Raw genomic sequence first — 16,272 nt, 5'->3', positions numbered from 1 at the left:
AGTAGGCTCAACGGGTTTCGGCCAGCCCCTGGCGAACCCGGTTGTAGAGGGTATAGAGCGAGAGTGCCAGGATCACCAGCAACAGGCCGTTGATCCAGGCACCGTTCAGCAGGCCGAAGGCGACACCGGTGCCGAGCACGCCGAAGGCAAATGCTCGGTCGCTCTTGCCCATGGGCCCGTCGTAGCGCCGCGAGGCACCGGCCAGTGGGCCCATGACACCGGCGTATTCGCTGAAGGTGGCGCTGAGCACTACCAGTACCACCAGGCTTGGCGATACCCCTGCCAGCAAGGCAAAAGGCAGGTAGAGGGCGGCGTCGGCGATCACATCGCAGAGTTCATTGAGGTAGGCGCCGAGGGTAGATTGCTGGCCGAATTCCCGGGCGAGCATACCGTCTACGGCGTTCAGGGCCATGCGCAGCAGCATCCAGACCGGCAGCAGGATGAACAGCCAAGTGACATGGGGCAGGGTGGCCAGCAGCAGGCCCAGCAGGATTGACACCAGGGCGGCAGCGACGGTGACTTGGTTGGCGGTGACGCCGCGCTCGTACAGGCGCTGCACGGCGGGACGGAGCAGCGCCTGGAAGCGCGGTTTCAGCTGGTAGATCGATGCCACTGGGAAATCCTTTTCGGTGGGGCGTGATCGCGCCATTGTGTGCGAGCCTTGTACGCAGGTAAACCCACACAGGAATAGCAGCGCATACCCTGTAGGAGCGGGTTTACCCGCGAACACGGGCCAAGCCCGTGCCATCCACCCCGTCAGCCGGTCAGGGGTACGCCAATGCGCTGCCAGCGCCCAGGCCGACCAACTAGTGGTTAGCGATTAGCTGACGAAGCGCTAAGCATGTCGATCATCTGGATGTCGAAATCGCGCTCCAGGTAGTCCATGCGCTTTTCAAAGAATGCGCTCATGTGTGGCAGGGCCGAGTGCACATCCAGCGCGGCCTTGTCAGCCCAGACCTCAAAGAACACGAACAGGCTCGGGTCGTGCTTGTCCCGCAGCATGTGGTACTCGATGCAGCCCGGCTCCTGACGGCTTGGCTCGACGTAGGCACGGAACAGGGTCTCGAAGGCTTCGGCCATTTCCGGGCGGGTCTTGGCTTTGAGGATGAAGGCGTACTGCTCGCTCATGGGTCGCTACTCGGTAAAGGGAGGTGACGCGATTCTACGGCAATAATGCGATGCTTATTCGTGACTTCAGGTCAATTGTATTTTGCCCTGTCGCTGCTGTATCCCACGCTCGCGAGCTTTTAACCTGCCGGCCTGACATTTTCCCGAGGCCCGCATGAAAAAGATCCTTTTGCTCAATGGTGGTAAACAGTTCGCTCACTCCGAGGGTCGCCTCAACGCGACCTTGCACGAAACGGCCATCGCTCATTTGGACCGCGCCGGTTTCGATGTGCGCCAAACCTTTATCGACGGCGGCTACGACGCCCAGGAAGAGGTAGAGAAATTCCTCTGGGCTGATGTGGTGATCTACCAGATGCCAGGCTGGTGGATGGGCGCGCCATGGACCGTGAAGAAGTACATCGATGACGTATTCACCGCAGGCCACGGCAGCCTCTACGCCAACGATGGCCGTACCCGTTCGGACCACTCGCAGAAGTACGGCAGCGGTGGCCTGGTGCACGGCAAGCAGTACATGCTGGCGCTGACCTGGAACGCCCCGCAGCAGGCTTTCGATGACCCAAGCGACTTCTTCGAAGGCAAGGGCGTGGATGCGGTGTACTTCCCGTTCCACAAGGCCAACCAGTTCCTCGGCATGACCGGGTTGCCGACCTTCCTGGCTGTGGACGTGATGAAACGCCCAGACGTGCCGGCGGCCCTGGCGGCCTATGAAGCGCATTTGGACAAGGTGTTCGGCAAGGCTGTGTAGGCGCGGGCTTGCCGGCGAAGAGGCCAGTACAGGCACCGCTGGACTTGGCACCCACAAGCGGCTATCTAGTCCCTGCACAGACCAACCACAGGCCCCGATGTGAAAACCCGATCCGAAGAACTCCAGGTGTTCGTTGCCGTCATCGACTGCGGCTCGATTTCCGCCGCAGCCGAGCAAATGGGCCAGACCCCGTCCGCCGTCAGCCGCACCCTGTCGCGCCTGGAGGGCAAGCTGGGCACCACGCTGGTCAACCGCACCACGCGGCGCATGGACCTGACCGAGGAAGGCCGCTTCTTCCTCGAGCGCGCGCGCTTGGTGCTGGAGCAAATGGACGAGATGGAAGAGCGCCTGTCGATGCACCACCAGACCCCCACCGGGCGCCTGCGCATCAACGCCGCGGCGCCGTTCATGCTGCATGCCATCCTGCCGTGGATCGGTGAGTTCCGCCGCCAGTACCCGGGCATCGAGCTGGAGCTTAATACCGACGACCTGATTATCGACCTGCTGGAACAGAGCACCGATGTGGCGATCCGCATCGGTGAACTGGCCGACTCCAGCCTGCACGCGCGCAACCTGGGTTGCAGCCCGGTGCAAGTGCTGGCCAGCCCGGCATATCTCGAGCAGCACGGCACGCCACAGCGGGTCGAGGACCTGGCCCAGCACTGCCTGCTAGGTTTCAGCCAGCCCGAATCGCTCAACCACTGGCCGCTGCGCCACGCCCAGGGTGACCGCTGGAGCATCCGCCCGGCGTTGATCGCCTCCAGTGGCGAAACCTTGCGCCAGCTGGCGCTGGCTGGCGAGGGCATCGTCAGCCTGTCGCACTTCATGACCCACGAGGACATCCGCAGCGGGCGCCTGCAGGTGTTGCTCAGTGAAGCCAACAACGGCTATCGCCAGCCGATCCATGCCGTGTACTACCGCAACACCCAACTGGCGTTGCGTATCCAGTGCTTCCTCGATTTCATCCAGCGCAAGTTGGCGATGTACGCCTGCTGAATTGTCTGAAGGCGACAGCGCCTGTCCATCGACGGCGAATATTCAACAGGTTTATTGCATAGTCGATCCACTTCGACCTTACTGGGTGCTCAACAAAAACAACACCAAGGAAGTGTCATGCGTAGCGTTCCGTTCCAGTACCTGGCTCTTGCAGCCGCGATCCTGAGCTGTTCCTCGGTTTACGCCGCCAACCTGGAGGGCGGCGCGGTGGCCGCGCCCGATCAATATGGTGCACAGGTGGCCGCCGACATCCTCAAGAAAGGCGGCAACGCGGTGGATGCGGCAGTGGCCACGGCCTTTACCCTCGCGGTGACTTACCCCGAAGCCGGCAACATCGGAGGCGGCGGCTTCATGACCCTGTTCGTCGATGGCAAGCCCTACTTCCTCGACTACCGCGAAGTCGCGCCCAAGGCCGCCACACGCAACATGTACCTGGACGACAAGGGCGAGGTCATCGAGAACCTCAGCCTGGTCGGGGCACGCGCCGCTGGCGTACCTGGTACGGTGATGGGCCTGTGGGAGGCGCACCAGAAGTTCGGCAAGTTGCCCTGGAGCGAACTGCTGACCCCGGCCATCGGCTATGCCAAAAACGGTTTCAAGGTGGCCGAAAAGCAGTACCAGTACCGCAACGATGCGCAAGGCATGTTCAAGACCGCGACCAACTTCAACGACTACTTTGGCAGCATGAAAGTCGGTGAGTTGTTCAAGCAGCCGGAGATGGCCCAGACCCTCGAACGTATCGCCGACAAGGGTGTGAGCGAGTTCTACCAAGGCAAGACCGCCGACCTGCTGGTGGCGCAGATGCAGGCCGACAAGGGCTTGATCAGCAAACAGGACCTAAAGGACTACAAGGCTGTATGGCGTGAGCCGATGGCCGTGAGCTGGCGTGGCAATGTGGTCTACACCGCGCCACCGCCAAGCTCTGGCGGCGTCGCCCTGGCCCAGCTGCTAGGCATCAAGGAAAACCGCGCCGCAGACTTCAAAGGGGTGGCGCACAACTCGGCGCAGTACATCCACCTGTTGGCCGAGATCGAGAAGCGGGTGTTCGCCGACCGTGCCGACTACCTGGGTGACCCAGCCTTCACCCAGGTGCCCGTGGACCAGCTGGTGGCCAAGGACTACCTGGCCAAGCGCGCCGCGCAGGTCAACCCGCAGGCCATTTCCGCCACCGACCAAGTCAAGCCGGGCCTGGAACCGCACCAAACCACGCACTTCTCGATCGTCGACAAACAGGGTAACGCGGTCAGCAACACCTACACCCTCAATCTCGACTACGGCAGTGGCGTGGTGGTGAAAGGTGCCGGCTTCCTGCTCAACGACGAGATGGACGACTTCAGCGCCAAGCCGGGGGCGGCGAATGCCTTTGGTGTGGTGGGCGGCGATGCCAATGCCATTGCGCCGGGCAAGCGCATGTTGTCGTCCATGAGCCCTAGCCTGATGACCCGCGATGGCAAGGTTGCGCTGGTTATCGGTACGCCGGGTGGCTCGCGGATTTTCACCTCTATCTTCCAGGTGATGAACAACCTGTACGACTACGGCATGCCGCTGGACAAGGCGGTGGCGGCGCAGCGCGTGCACCATCAGTTGCTGCCCAAGGACACTATCTACTTCGACAGCTATGCGCCGTTGACCGGGCCAGTGGCTGATGGACTGAAGAAGATGGGCTATGTGCTGGAGGACCAGGGCTGGGAGATGGGCGATATCCAGGCGATCCGGGTGGATGGGGCGAAGCTGGAGACCGCTTCCGATCCACGCGGGCGCGGGGTGGGGATGATCGTCAAGTAAGCGGTCACCTGTGCCGGCCCATCGCCGGCAAGCCAGCGCTCCCAGGTACGACGCAGCCTCCGAGGCCTGTGCAGTCCCTGTGGGAGCCTGGCTTGCCGGCGATGGGTCGCAAAGCGGCCCCAGGCTTCATAGGTCAGACGCGGAACTGGCTGACCAGCGTCTGCAGCTGCCCACCAAGGCGCGCCAACTCAATGCTGGACGCCGCCGTCTCGTCACTGGCCGCGGCCGTTTGCTCCGACACATCACGCACATTCAGGATGCTGCGGCTGATCTCTTCAGCCACCGCACTCTGCTGCTCCGCCGCTGCAGCAATCTGCTGGTTCATCGATTGGATGCTCGACACTGTGCTGGTGATGCTCTCCAGCGAGGCCCCGGCCTTGCGCGCCAGCTCGACGCTGCTGTCGGTCAGGGTACGGCTACCGTGCATGGCCGTCGCCACTTGCTGGGTGCCATGCTGCAGGCTAGCGATCAGCTCTTCGATCTCTTCAGTGGACTTCTGCGTGCGCTGGGCCAGGCCGCGCACTTCGTCGGCGACCACGGCAAAACCACGGCCAGCCTCGCCGGCACGCGCCGCTTCGATCGCGGCGTTCAGCGCCAGCAGGTTGGTCTGTTCGGCCACCGACTTGATCACGTCCATCACACTGCCGATCTTCTGGCTTTCCTGCTGCAGCAGGCTCATGGCCTCGGTGGAGCGGTGCACCTCCGCGGCCAGGCGCTCGATTTGGCCAATTGCCTCGCCCACCACGCGGTCGCCAGCACGGGCTTGGTCATCGGCACCGGTGGCAGCATGCGATGCCTGCTCGGCATTGCGCGCCACTTCCTGAACGGTGGCGGCCATTTCGTGCATGGCCGTGGCCACCTGGTCGGTTTCGACCTTCTGGCTGTTGGCGCCAGCGCTGGTCTGTTCGGTTACTGCCGACAGCTCCTCGGCGGCGCTGGCGATTTGCGTGACGCCGTCGCGGATGCCACTGATCAGCTCGCGCAATGTGGTACCCATGCGGGCGATGCCTTGCTGCAGCACGCCCAGTTCGTCGCGGCGGGTGACGCGCAGGTGCTGGGTGAGGTCGCCGTTGGCGATCTTCTCCACCGCCGCCAGGGTGTCGCGCAGCGGGCGGGTGATCTGCCGGGTGATCAGCACTGCTGCCAGCACGCCGACCAGCAGCGCCAACAGGGTGGCGATGGCTTGCAGGCTGCGGGCCTGGCTGCTCTCGATGTCACGGCGGGCCAGCTGGATCTGGTACAGCGCATCGCTGCGCTTGACGATGTCGGCACCCTGTACGGTCATTTCGGCACGCGCGCTGGTGATATTGGCGACCGCGTCGCGGAACTGGCGCACGGCGTCACGGTAGGCCAGCACCGAGCGCTCGAACTGTTGCAGACGTGCGTCTTCAGCGGGCAGCTGGCGCTTGAGGTTGTCGATTGCGGCCAAGGCGGCGTCCAGCTGGCGCAAGGCGGCCTGTTCGTTGGCGGCGTTGTTGTCGGCGATGTAGCCGCGCACGTCGATACGCACCTGCAGCAGTTGCTGGCGGGCCTTGCTGATCAGCTGGTATTGGGCCAGGCGCACGCTGTCGGCTTGCGAGCGCGCCATCACTTCCTCGCTGAGGGCGTCCATGGCTTGGTCGGCGCGGCTGGCCAAACCGTCCATTGCCGTGCGCGCGGTGCGGGTGGCGTCGTAGCCCTGGCGCATCTTGTTCAGCGACACCTTGTAGGCGCTGATGGTTTCGCCCAGGCCCTCCAGCAGCTTGATGTTGTCGGGGCTCTTGAAGGTGCTGGCCAGGTAAGCCTGCTGCTTACCGAAGGCGTCCAGCTTGGCCTGGGTATTGGCGGCAGCAGCATCGTCACCGTTGGCGATCATGTACTGCAGGCGCGCAATACGCAGGTCGGTCAGGTCCTTGTTGAGCTGGCCGATATCGCCCATCCAGTTACTGCGGTCGATCAGGCTGCCCAGGCTGGTCCAGCCGGTCAGGGCCAGCAAGCCAGTGAGGATCAGTACCAGGCCGAAGCCCAGGCCAAGTTTAAGGTTGACGCTGATGTTAGCGAACCAGCTGTTCATGCACGCTCTCCAGAAGTAGTTTTCGCTCGCTTGATCGTCGATCGCCAGGCGTTTTTGTTCTGGATGCCCGCTGACTCGTGCAGGGGTTATCGGCAGTGATGGGGGAAGCTGAAACGCTTTTTCAGCAGATTTGTAACGGAGGAAAAGGGGCTGCAAAGCAGCCCCATGCAGTATTAAAGGTTGCGCGAACTAAAGGTATCGCAGCGGCTCACTTCGCCTTCGGCAAACCCCGCTTTGAACCAGCGTACCCGCTGCGCCGAGGTGCCATGGGTGAACGAGTCTGGCACCACGCGCCCGCGGCCCTGCTGCTGCAAGCGGTCATCACCAATGGCATTGGCCGCGTTCAGCGCTTCCTCAACGTCACCCGGCTCCAGCCAGTTCAGGCGCTGCTGTGCCTGGTAGGCCCATACCCCGGCCAGGCAGTCGGCCTGCAATTCCTGGCGCACCAGCAGGCCATTGTCGCCTTCCATGCGCTGGCCGTTGCGGCGTGCAGCATCGACCTTGGCCGAGACGCCCAGCAGGGTCTGCACGTGGTGGCCGATTTCGTGAGCGATCACATAGGCCTGAGCGAAGTCGCCAGCTGCAGCGAAGCGGGTTTCCATTTCGCGGAAGAACGACATGTCCAGGTAAACCCGCTGGTCCGCCGGGCAGTAGAACGGCCCCACCGCCGCCGAGGCAAAGCCACACGCCGAATTAACCTGGCCGCTGAACAGCACCAGCTTGGGCTCGCGGTACTGCTTGCCGCCTTCGGCGAACAGGGCTTTCCAGGTGTCTTCGGTGTCGCCCAGGATCGAGGCGACGAACTCGGCCTGCTGGTCATTGGCTGGCGGCGCCTTGCCGCCCACGCCGCTGGGCGCCTGCTGCTGTTGCTGCTCCAGCTGGCCGGTAAGCTGGCCAAGAATCTGCAGCGGGTCCTGGCCGGTGAGCCAGCCGATGCCGACAATCAGCAGAATCGCCCCAAGCCCCAGCCCTTTGCCGCCGCCGAAACGCATGCCGCCGCCACCGCCACCTTCGCCTCGGGCATCGACCACGTTGTCGCTGCGTCGGCCTTTTCGCCATTCCATGAAAGCTCTCCCGAGCGTGAAACAAGAACACAAAGATTAGTTCACGACAGCGCTAGGTGTCAGGCCAAGGTGCTAATCCATAACCAAATGGTTATGTATGAGGTGGCTGATTTCAATATTCATCGCGCGTGGCTTGCTCGAAACTGCATATCCGCCTGCCACGCCCAGGCGTTCTCATAATTCCAAGAGAGGAAACCGGCATGCCCGCCCAGGACAACAGCCGCTTCGTGATCCGTGATCGCAACTGGCACCCGAAAGCCCTTACGCCCGACTACAAAACGTCCATTGCCCGCTCACCGCGACAGGCGCTGGTCAGCATTGCGCAGTCGATCAGCGAAACCACCGGCCCGGACTTTTCCCACCTGGGCTTCGGCGCCCACGACCATGACCTGCTGTTGAACTTCAACAACGGTGGCCTGCCAATCGGCGAGCGCATCATCGTCGCGGGCCGCGTAGTCGACCAATATGGCAAACCTGTGCCGAACACTCTGGTGGAAATGTGGCAGGCCAACGCCGGCGGCCGCTACCGCCACAAGAACGACCGCTACTTGGCGCCGCTGGACCCGAACTTCGGTGGCGTCGGCCGCTGCCTGACCGACCGTGACGGCTACTACAGCTTCCGCACCATCAAGCCGGGCCCGTACCCATGGCGCAATGGCCCGAACGACTGGCGCCCAGCGCACATCCACTTCGCCATCAGCGGCCCGTCGATTGCCACCAAGCTGATTACCCAGTTGTACTTCGAGGGTGACCCGCTGATCCCGATGTGCCCGATCGTCAAGTCGATTGCCAACCCGCAAGCCGTGCAGCAGTTGATCGCCAAGCTCGACATGAGCAACGCCAACCCGATGGACTGCCTGGCCTACCGCTTTGACATCGTGTTGCGCGGCCAGCGCAAGACCCACTTCGAAAACTGCTGAGGACCCCGCCATGCCAATCGAACTGCTGCCGGAAACCCCTTCGCAGACCGCCGGCCCCTACGTGCACATCGGCCTGGCCCTGGAAGCGGCCGGCAACCCGACCCGCGACCAGGAAATCTGGAACTGCCTGGCCAAGCCCGGGGCGCCCGGCGAGCACATTTTGCTGATCGGCCAGGTGTATGACGGTAACGGCCACCTGGTGCGCGATTCGTTCCTGGAAGTCTGGCAAGCCGACGCCAACGGCGAGTACCAGGATGCCTACAACCTGGAAAACGCCTTCAACAGCTTTGGCCGCACCGCCACCACCTTCGATGCCGGGGAGTGGACCCTGCACACGGTCAAGCCGGGTGTGGTGAACAACGCTGCTGGCGTGCCGATGGCGCCGCACATCAACATCAGCCTGTTTGCCCGGGGGATCAACATCCACCTGCACACGCGGTTGTATTTCGATGATGAGGCCGAGGCCAATGGCAAGTGCCCGGTGCTCAACCTGATCGAGCAACCGCAGCGACGTGAGACGCTGATTGCCAAGCGTTGCGAGGTGGACGGGAAGACGGCGTATCGCTTCGATATCCGTATTCAGGGGGAAGGCGAGACGGTGTTCTTCGACTTCTGAGTTAAGCCCGGGGCCGCTTGGCGGCCCATTCGCGGGCAAGCCCGCTGCTACTTCATTGGTGTGCACAGCCCATTGTCGGCGTGCGCTACCCATTGTAGGAGCGGGCTTGCCCGCGAATGGGCTGCAAAGCAGCCCCGACAAGCTAAGGCTCAGCGCCGAACCAGCAGTACCCCACTCTCCATATGGTGGGTATACGGGAACTGGTCAAACAACGCACACCGCTCGATCCGGTGGGTGTCATGCAACTGGGCAATGTTCGCCGCCAGCGTCTCCGGGTTGCACGAGATATACAGGATCCGCTCGAAACGCCGGGTCAGCTCGCAGGTATCCGGGTCCATCCCCGCGCGCGGGGGGTCGACAAATACCGTACCGAACTCATAGCTTTTCAGGTCGATGCCTTCCAGCCTACGGAACGGTCGCACCTCATTCAGCGCCTGGGTCAGCTCTTCGGCCGACAACCGCACCAAACGCACGTTATCCACAGCGTTCTCAGCGAGGTTGCTCAGCGCCGCATTCACCGAGGTCTTGCTGATCTCGGTGGCCAGCACCTGGCGCACACGGGTGGCCAGCGGCAGGGTGAAGTTGCCATTGCCGCAATACAGCTCCAGCAAATCGTCCTCACGCTCGCCAATGGCCTCGAAGGCCCAGCTCAGCATCTTCTGGTTTACCGCGCCGTTGGGCTGGGTGAACGCGCCTTCCGGCTGGCGGTAGCTGAACACGCGGCCAGCCACGTCGAGCTTTTCTACCGCGTAGTCGCGGCCGATCACCAGGCGTTTGCCCTTGGAACGGCCGATAACGCTCACGCCCAGTTCCTCGGCCAGTTGCCGTGCGGCCACTTCCCAGGCTTCGTCCAGCGGGCGGTGGTAGCACAGGGTGATCATCGCATCGCCGGCCAGGGTGGTGAGGAACTCCACCTGGAACAGGCGGTTGCCCAGTGGCTCGCTGGCCTGCCAGGCCGCCTTCAGGCGCGGCATGAGTGCATTGATGCGCTGGCTGGCAATGGGGAAGTCGTCGATCAATATCGCCTTGTGCTTCTCGCCCGGGGCGAACATGGCGTAGTGGCGCTGGCCTTCCTCGCGCCACAGGCGGAACTCGGCGCGCAGGCGGTAATGCTCGCGCGGCGAATCGAAAACAGCCGGTTCCGGCGCCGCGAACGGCGCCAGCAGCTCGCGCAGCCGGGCCACCTTGGCGTCCAGCTGGGTGGTGTAGGAGGAGGGGTCGAAAGCAGCACTCATGCGTTGAACCAGCCCAGCTTGATAACGAACAGGATGGAAAGGATCACCAGGGCCGGGTTCAGGTCGCGGTGGCGGCCGGAGATCAGCTTGACGGCGGTCCAGGAAATGAAGCCGAAGGCGATACCGTTAGCGATCGAGTAGGTCAGCGGCATCGCCAGGGCGGTGACTACCACGGGTGCGGCTTCGGTGACGTCGTCCCAGTTTATTTCCGCCAGGCCGGATGCCATCAGCACCGCGACGAACAGCAGCGCCGGGGCGGTGGCGAAGGCTGGCACGCTACCGGCCAGCGGCGCGAAGAACAGCGCCAGCAGGAACAGCACGGCGACCACGATGGCGGTCAGGCCGGTGCGGCCACCGGCACTCACGCCCGCGGCGGATTCGATATAGCTGGTGGTGGTCGAGGTGCCCAGCAGCGAACCGGCCATGGCCGCGGTGCTGTCGGCGATCAGGGCACGGCCCATCTTCGGCATGTGGCCGTCCTTGCCCATCAAACCGGCGCGCTTGGCCACGCCAATCAGGGTGCCGGAGTTGTCGAACAGGTCGACGAACAGGAACGCGAAGATCACGCTGACCAGGCCTACGTCCAGCGCGCCGGCGATGTCCAGTTGCAGGAAGGTCGGCGCCAGCGACGGCGGCATGGAGACGATGCCGCCGAACGGCGTCACGCCCATCACGATCGAGGCGATGGTTACCGCCAGGATGCCGATCAGCACCGCGCCGCGTACTTTCAGCGACTCCAGGCCGACGATCAGGAAGAAGCCCAGGGTGGCAAGGATCGGTGCTGGCTGCTTGAGGTCGCCCAGGCCCACCAGGGTGGCCGGGTTATCGACGACGATGCCGGCGTTATGCAGGGCGATCAGTGCCAGGAACAGGCCAATGCCGGCGGCAATCGCCGAACGCAGCGGCAGCGGGATGCTGTTCACGATCCATTCGCGGATGCGGAAGATCGACAGCAGGAAGAACATCACCGCCGACAGGAAGACCGCGCCCAGCGCCACCTGCCAGGTGTGGCCCATGTGCAGCACCACGGTGTAGGTGAAGAACGCGTTCAGGCCCATGCCCGGCGCCAGGGCGATCGGGTAGTTGGCGATCAGGCCCATGGTGGTGGAGCCGATGGCCGCTGCCAGGCAGGTGGCGACGAAGATCGCGCCCTTGTCCATGCCGGTCTCGCCGAGGATGCTCGGGTTGACGAACAGGATGTAGGCCATGGCCAGGAAGGTAGTGACGCCCGCGAGTATCTCGGTGCGCACATTGGTGTTGTGTGCTCTTAGTTGAAACAGCCTTTCCAGCATGCCCGCTCCCCAAGGCGCCCCCGGCGCCATGAATGTATCGACCCCATCAGCAAAGCACAGACCGTACCGGTTGCCGTGGTTTTGTGTGGGGCGGAAAAAAGCCGCGCATCATACCAGCATGCTTGGCGGGGGCCTATCGCCGTTGGGGAACAGGGCGATCAGCCGTTATGCAGCCGATCCCGCTTGGCCAGGGTAGGGAACAGCTTTATCCACACCCCCGTCACCAGCAAGGTGCCCACGCCCCCCATCACCACCGCCGGGACTGTGCCAAACCAGTGCGCCGTCACCCCCGATTCGAACTCGCCGAGCTGGTTCGAGGCACCAATGAACAGCCCGTTCACCGCGCTCACCCGGCCGCGCATTTCGTCGGGTGTCTCCAGTTGCACGAAGGCTCCGCGGATGACCATGCTGATCATGTCCGCCGCGCCCAGCACCACCAGCACCGCCAGCGAGAACCAGAACGAGGTCGACAGGCCAAAGGCGATGGTTGCCACACCAAATACGCCCACTGCCGTAAACATGGTCCGCCCGACGTTGCGCTCGAAGGGGAAGCGCGCCAGCCACAGCGACATCAACAACGCCCCCACCGCCGGTGCCGAGCGCAGCAGGCCAAGGCCCAGCGGGCCGGTCAGCAGGATGTCCTTGGCGAACACCGGCAGCAGCGCGGTGGCCCCGCCCAGCAACACGGCGAACAGGTCGAGCGAGATGGCGCCAAGAATGTCGGGCCTGCTGCGGATGAAACGGATGCCGGCCAGCAGTGACTCAAGGCTGGCGCGCCCACGCTGCACGACCTGGCCGCGCGCCTGGAGGCTCAGGGTGAGTAGGCAGGCGATGGCGTAAAGGGCGACGGTGGGGCCATACACCCAGATGCTGCCGAAGGCGTACAGGAAACCGCCCACTGCAGGTGCCACGATGGTCGCTGCCTGAGTGGCCGAGGCCGAAGCCGCCACCGCCCGCGGGAACAGCCCGGGCGGTACCACATTGGGTAACAGCGCTTGGGTGGCCGGCATCTCGAACGAGCGAGTGGCCCCCAGCAGAAAGGCCAAGGCAAAAATCAGTTCACGGCTGACGTTATCGGTGGCGCTGCCCACCGCCAGCGCCAGGGCAATCAGCCCCTGCAGGCTCTGGCACAGGGCGGCGACTTTGCGCCGGTCATAGCGGTCGGCGACGTGCCCGGTGTGCAGCATGAACAGCACCCGTGGGGCGAACTCGACCAGGCCGACCAAGCCCAAGTCCAGCACATTGCCGGTGAGTTGGTAGAGGTGCCAGCCGATGGCCACGGTGAGCATCTGGAAGCCGCTGGCGGTGAACACACGGGCTAGCCAGAAGGCAAGAAAAGGACGGTGGTGACGCAACAACTGCGGTGCGGAATCGGACATCGGAAACCAAGGGCCTCGGCGCAGTAGAGGGGTGCGCAGCGTATCATCTGTTTGTAACAAGCGGTTACTGTTTGCCCGGGTCGGCACTTTTTCCCACTTCATGAAAGAGGGTGAGGCAACCGGTCACGCGGCAATCAACCACACGCCCCGGCGGGCCATTCGGGACTATGCTTCCAAGCATTCGTTGACCTGGGTCAATCGTTGCTTTTGCAACAACCATTCAACGAATAGGCCTGCGGGCCGGAATCCCTACGATCGAACAGAACAATTCCAACGCGCCGTACTCGACTATGTGGGGGCAGTGGGCGACGGGGCCACAAGCCCGGACGCCGGATTATCTGAAGAGGAAGCACCATGTTCGGAATAGAGGCCTTAGAGCTCGCCCGAATGCAGTTTGCCTTTACCGTGTCGTTCCACATCCTGTTCCCGGCCATCACCATCGGCCTGGCGAGCTACCTGGCAGTCCTTGAAGGCCTCTGGCTAAGGACCCACAACCGGGTCTACCGTGATCTCTATCACTTCTGGTCAAAAATTTTCGCCGTCAACTTCGGCATGGGCGTGGTCTCTGGCCTGGTCATGGCCTACCAGTTCGGCACCAACTGGAGCCGCTTCTCCGACTTCGCCGGCGCCGTCACCGGCCCATTGCTTACCTACGAGGTGCTTACCGCGTTCTTCCTCGAGGCAGGCTTCCTGGGGGTCATGCTGTTTGGCTGGAACCGTGTCGGGCGTGGCCTGCACTTCTTCTCCACACTGATGGTGGCCCTCGGCACGCTGGTCTCGACGTTCTGGATCCTGGCCTCCAACAGCTGGATGCAAACCCCGCAAGGCCACGAGATCATCGATGGCCGGGTGGTGCCGGTGGACTGGCTGGCCGTGATTTTCAACCCCTCGTTCCCGTACCGGCTGATGCACATGGCCACTGCCGCGTTCGTCTCCACCGCGTTCTTCGTCGGTGCCTCGGCAGCCTGGCATTTGCTGCGCGGGCGTGACAACCCAGCGGTGCGCAAGATGCTGTCAATGGCCATGTGGATGGCGCTGATCGTGGCGCCGATCCAGGCGGTGATCGGCGACTTCCATGGCCTCAATACGCTCAAGCATCAACCGGTGAAAATTGCCGCGATCGAAGGCCACTGGGAGAACGTGCCCGGCGAGCCGACCCCGCTGATTTTGTTCGGTATCCCCGACATGCAGGCCGAGACCACCCGCTTCAAGCTGGAGATACCGGCGCTCGGCAGCCTGATCCTGACCCACAGCCTGGACCAACAGGTGCCGGCCATGAAGGAGTTCCCGCCCGAGGACCGGCCCAACTCGACCATCGTCTTCTGGTCGTTCCGGATCATGGTCGGGCTGGGTTTCCTGATGATCTTCGTCGGCCTGTGGAGCTTGTGGCTGCGTAAGCGCGGCACCTTGTACACCTCGCGCCCGTTCCTGTACCTGGCCCTGTGGATGGGCCCTTCCGGCCTGATTGCACTGCTGGCCGGCTGGTTTACCACCGAAATTGGCCGACAGCCTTGGGTGGTGTACGGCCTGATGCGTACGGCCGATGGTGTGTCCAACCACAGCTACGCCCAGCTCGGTTTTACCCTGGTTGCCTTTGTAGTGGTGTACTTCGCCCTGTTCGGCACCGGCCTTGGCTACATGATGCGCCTGGTGCGCAAAGGGCCGCAGACTGGCGAGGGTGATGAACCCAACCCAGGTGGCCCCGGCCAGCAACGCACGCCGGCGCGGCCACTGTCTGCCGCCGATGAAGGCCACGTGGCCAAAACTGCCAGCCTGAGCAAGGAGGACTGAGCCATGGGTATCGACCTTCCGCTGATCTGGGCCGTGATCATCATCTTTGGCGTCATGATGTACGTGGTGATGGATGGTTTCGACTTGGGCATTGGCATGCTCTTCCCGTTCGTCAAAGGTGAGCATGACCGTGATGTGATGATGAACACCGTTGCCCCGGTATGGGACGGCAACGAAACCTGGCTGGTGCTGGGCGGTGCCGGGCTGTTCGGGGCGTTCCCGATGGCCTACGCAGTGGTGCTCGAGGCCCTGTACCTGCCGTTGATCCTGATGCTGATCGGCTTGATTTTCCGCGGCGTGGCCTTCGAGTTCCGCTTCAAGGCCAAGGCCGACAAGCGGCATATCTGGGACAAGGCGTTCATCTGGGGCTCGCTGATTGCCACGTTCTTCCAGGGCGTCGCGCTGGGCGCCTTCATCGAGGGCTTCAAGGTGGTCGACCGGCATTTTGCCGGTGGCACGCTCGACTGGCTGACGCCGTTCAGTATCTTCAGCGGCCTGGGCCTGATCGTGGCCTACACGCTGCTTGGGTGCACCTGGCTGATCATGAAGACCGAAGGCCCGCTACAAGAGCAGATGCACAACCTTGGCCGGCCCTTGGCGCTGGTACTGCTGGCGGTTATCGGCATCGTCAGCCTGTGGACGCCGCTCGCTTACCCGCAAATTGCCGAGCGCTGGTTCAGCATGCCCAACCTGCTCTGGTTCATGCCCGTGCCGATCCTGGTGCTGGTGACCTTCTACGGGCTGCTCAAGGCTGTGGCGCGCAATGCCCATTACACGCCCTTCCTGTTGACGTTGGTGCTGATCTTCCTGGGTTACAGCGGCCTGGGTATCAGCGTGTGGCCGAACATCATCCCACCCTCGATCTCGATCTGGGAGGCCGCGGCGCCGCCGCAGAGCCAGGGCTTCATGCTGGTAGGCACGTTGTTCATCCTGCCGTTCATCCTGGGCTACACGTTCTGGAGCTACTACGTGTTCCGCGGCAAGGTGACTCATGAAGACGGCTATCACTAGGAGGGCCGCATGATGACTGGCAAGCATGGCTTGGACGAAAAGAAACCGCTGTGGCAGCGGCTGGGCTGGCTGCTGCTGATCTGGGCGATGAGCGTGGCGGCGCTGGGTGTGGCGGCCTGGGTGATGCGCTTGTTCATGGCGGCCGCTGGCCTTACCACCCACTGAGGTAAGCCTGTGCTGGCCCTATCGCCGGCAAGCCAGCCCCCACAGGTACGGCACCACCCTTGAGTGCAGTGCCGTACCTGTGGGGGCTGGCT

Annotated in this window: 15 protein-coding genes and 1 pseudogene; 8 read left to right on the top strand and 8 right to left on the bottom strand. The window is 63.2% G+C overall.

The features are described from left to right. Positions 1-7: 7 nt before the first annotated feature. Together DV532_RS21300 and DV532_RS21295 are read right to left on the bottom strand one after the other, a co-directional pair. Positions 8-613 carry a CDP-alcohol phosphatidyltransferase family protein gene (locus DV532_RS21300; protein WP_056801583.1) on the bottom strand — a complete coding sequence of 202 codons (606 nt, stop codon included), beginning with the start codon at positions 611-613 and terminating at the stop codon, positions 8-10. A 200-nt stretch (positions 614-813) separates the two neighbouring features. Next, the gene (locus DV532_RS21295) at positions 814-1,128 is read right to left on the bottom strand and encodes a putative quinol monooxygenase (RefSeq protein WP_056801584.1); all 315 of its coding nucleotides are present in this window, start codon (positions 1,126-1,128) and stop codon (positions 814-816) included. Positions 1,129-1,282: 154 nt separating this feature from the next. On the opposite strand from DV532_RS21295, the gene DV532_RS21290 reads away from it, so the two are divergent. From DV532_RS21290 to ggt, 3 genes are all read left to right on the top strand, one after another. Next, on the top strand, positions 1,283-1,873 hold the full coding sequence (locus DV532_RS21290) for an NAD(P)H-dependent oxidoreductase (protein WP_056801585.1): 591 nt from the start codon (positions 1,283-1,285) through the stop codon (positions 1,871-1,873). 99 nt (positions 1,874-1,972) lie between these two features. Continuing rightward, the gene (locus tag DV532_RS21285; RefSeq protein WP_056801586.1) at positions 1,973-2,869 is read left to right on the top strand and encodes a LysR family transcriptional regulator; all 897 of its coding nucleotides are present in this window, start codon (positions 1,973-1,975) and stop codon (positions 2,867-2,869) included. A 117-nt stretch (positions 2,870-2,986) separates the two neighbouring features. After that, a complete protein-coding gene (ggt, locus tag DV532_RS21280) occupies positions 2,987-4,654 on the top strand; it encodes a gamma-glutamyltransferase (RefSeq protein ID WP_056801587.1) in 1,668 nt (555 codons plus the stop codon). A 133-nt stretch (positions 4,655-4,787) separates the two neighbouring features. Here ggt and DV532_RS31265 read toward each other — a convergent pair whose 3' ends face one another. The 3 genes and pseudogenes from DV532_RS31265 to DV532_RS21270 all read right to left on the bottom strand — a co-directional run bounded on the left by DV532_RS31265 (position 4,788) and on the right by DV532_RS21270 (position 7,771). Beyond that, positions 4,788-5,651 carry a methyl-accepting chemotaxis protein gene (locus tag DV532_RS31265; RefSeq protein WP_372340009.1) on the bottom strand — a complete coding sequence of 288 codons (864 nt, stop codon included), beginning with the start codon at positions 5,649-5,651 and terminating at the stop codon, positions 4,788-4,790. Then, positions 5,643-6,572, bottom strand: a pseudogene (locus DV532_RS31260) (methyl-accepting chemotaxis protein); the annotation flags it as partial. The gene DV532_RS31265 and the pseudogene DV532_RS31260, both read right to left, overlap by 9 nt. A 308-nt stretch (positions 6,573-6,880) precedes the next feature. Further along, a complete protein-coding gene (locus DV532_RS21270) occupies positions 6,881-7,771 on the bottom strand; it encodes a neutral zinc metallopeptidase (RefSeq protein ID WP_056801592.1) in 891 nt (296 codons plus the stop codon). A gap of 200 nt (positions 7,772-7,971) precedes the next feature. On the opposite strand from DV532_RS21270, the gene pcaH reads away from it, so the two are divergent. Both pcaH and pcaG read left to right on the top strand, forming a co-directional pair. After that, positions 7,972-8,691, top strand: a complete 720-nt coding sequence (gene pcaH / locus DV532_RS21265) for a protocatechuate 3,4-dioxygenase subunit beta (RefSeq protein ID WP_056801594.1) — start codon at positions 7,972-7,974, stop codon at positions 8,689-8,691. Between the two features lie 10 nt (positions 8,692-8,701). Next, positions 8,702-9,307, top strand: a complete 606-nt coding sequence (gene pcaG, locus DV532_RS21260) for a protocatechuate 3,4-dioxygenase subunit alpha (RefSeq protein ID WP_056801596.1) — start codon at positions 8,702-8,704, stop codon at positions 9,305-9,307. 149 nt (positions 9,308-9,456) lie between these two features. Here the strand turns inward: pcaG and trmA are convergent, their stop codons facing one another. The 3 genes from trmA to DV532_RS21245 all read right to left on the bottom strand — a co-directional run bounded on the left by trmA (position 9,457) and on the right by DV532_RS21245 (position 13,213). Next, a complete protein-coding gene (gene trmA / locus DV532_RS21255; protein WP_056801597.1) occupies positions 9,457-10,542 on the bottom strand; it encodes a tRNA (uridine(54)-C5)-methyltransferase TrmA in 1,086 nt (361 codons plus the stop codon). Further along, positions 10,539-11,834, bottom strand: a complete 1,296-nt coding sequence (locus DV532_RS21250; protein ID WP_056801600.1) for an NCS2 family permease — start codon at positions 11,832-11,834, stop codon at positions 10,539-10,541. Before DV532_RS21250 ends, trmA begins: the two co-directional genes overlap by 4 nt. 158 nt (positions 11,835-11,992) lie before the next feature. After that, positions 11,993-13,213, bottom strand: coding sequence for an MFS transporter (locus DV532_RS21245; RefSeq protein ID WP_056801601.1), 1,221 nt, complete (start codon positions 13,211-13,213; stop codon positions 11,993-11,995). Between the two features lie 354 nt (positions 13,214-13,567). Between DV532_RS21245 and DV532_RS21240 the strand changes: the two genes are divergently transcribed. Genes DV532_RS21240 through DV532_RS21230 form a run of 3 tightly spaced genes read left to right on the top strand, consistent with a single transcriptional unit; the run spans position 13,568 to position 16,180 of the window. Continuing rightward, entirely contained in the window at positions 13,568-15,004 is a 1,437-nt protein-coding gene (locus tag DV532_RS21240; RefSeq protein ID WP_056801603.1) for a cytochrome ubiquinol oxidase subunit I, read from the top strand. A 3-nt stretch (positions 15,005-15,007) separates the two neighbouring features. Then, entirely contained in the window at positions 15,008-16,015 is a 1,008-nt protein-coding gene (cydB, locus tag DV532_RS21235) for a cytochrome d ubiquinol oxidase subunit II (protein ID WP_056801605.1), read from the top strand. Positions 16,016-16,024: 9 nt separating this feature from the next. After that, positions 16,025-16,180 carry a DUF2474 domain-containing protein gene (locus tag DV532_RS21230; protein ID WP_082477012.1) on the top strand — a complete coding sequence of 52 codons (156 nt, stop codon included), beginning with the start codon at positions 16,025-16,027 and terminating at the stop codon, positions 16,178-16,180. Positions 16,181-16,272 lie beyond the last annotated feature (92 nt).

Source organism: Pseudomonas sp. Leaf58 (assembly GCF_003627215.1).
Lineage (GTDB): Bacteria > Pseudomonadota > Gammaproteobacteria > Pseudomonadales > Pseudomonadaceae > Aquipseudomonas.
The sequence above is the reverse complement of the archived record's forward strand: the minus strand, read 5'-3'. Positions and strand labels throughout refer to the sequence as shown.

Bases quoted from the DNA above. Each gene is read 5' to 3' on its own strand.
- DV532_RS21295 (WP_056801584.1), bottom strand. From the start codon at position 1,128: ATGAGCGAGCAGTACGCCTTCATCCTCAAAGCCAAGACCCGCCCGGAA.
- DV532_RS21290 (WP_056801585.1), top strand. From the start codon at position 1,283: ATGAAAAAGATCCTTTTGCTCAATGGTGGTAAACAGTTCGCTCACTCC.
- ggt (WP_056801587.1), top strand. From the start codon at position 2,987: ATGCGTAGCGTTCCGTTCCAGTACCTGGCTCTTGCAGCCGCGATCCTG.
- DV532_RS31265 (WP_372340009.1), bottom strand. From the start codon at position 5,651: ATGGGTACCACATTGCGCGAGCTGATCAGTGGCATCCGCGACGGCGTC.
- DV532_RS21270 (WP_056801592.1), bottom strand. From the start codon at position 7,771: ATGGAATGGCGAAAAGGCCGACGCAGCGACAACGTGGTCGATGCCCGA.
- pcaH (WP_056801594.1), top strand. From the start codon at position 7,972: ATGCCCGCCCAGGACAACAGCCGCTTCGTGATCCGTGATCGCAACTGG.
- pcaG (WP_056801596.1), top strand. From the start codon at position 8,702: ATGCCAATCGAACTGCTGCCGGAAACCCCTTCGCAGACCGCCGGCCCC.
- trmA (WP_056801597.1), bottom strand. From the start codon at position 10,542: ATGAGTGCTGCTTTCGACCCCTCCTCCTACACCACCCAGCTGGACGCC.
- DV532_RS21250 (WP_056801600.1), bottom strand. From the start codon at position 11,834: ATGCTGGAAAGGCTGTTTCAACTAAGAGCACACAACACCAATGTGCGC.
- DV532_RS21245 (WP_056801601.1), bottom strand. From the start codon at position 13,213: ATGTCCGATTCCGCACCGCAGTTGTTGCGTCACCACCGTCCTTTTCTT.
- DV532_RS21240 (WP_056801603.1), top strand. From the start codon at position 13,568: ATGTTCGGAATAGAGGCCTTAGAGCTCGCCCGAATGCAGTTTGCCTTT.
- cydB (WP_056801605.1), top strand. From the start codon at position 15,008: ATGGGTATCGACCTTCCGCTGATCTGGGCCGTGATCATCATCTTTGGC.
- DV532_RS21230 (WP_082477012.1), top strand. From the start codon at position 16,025: ATGATGACTGGCAAGCATGGCTTGGACGAAAAGAAACCGCTGTGGCAG.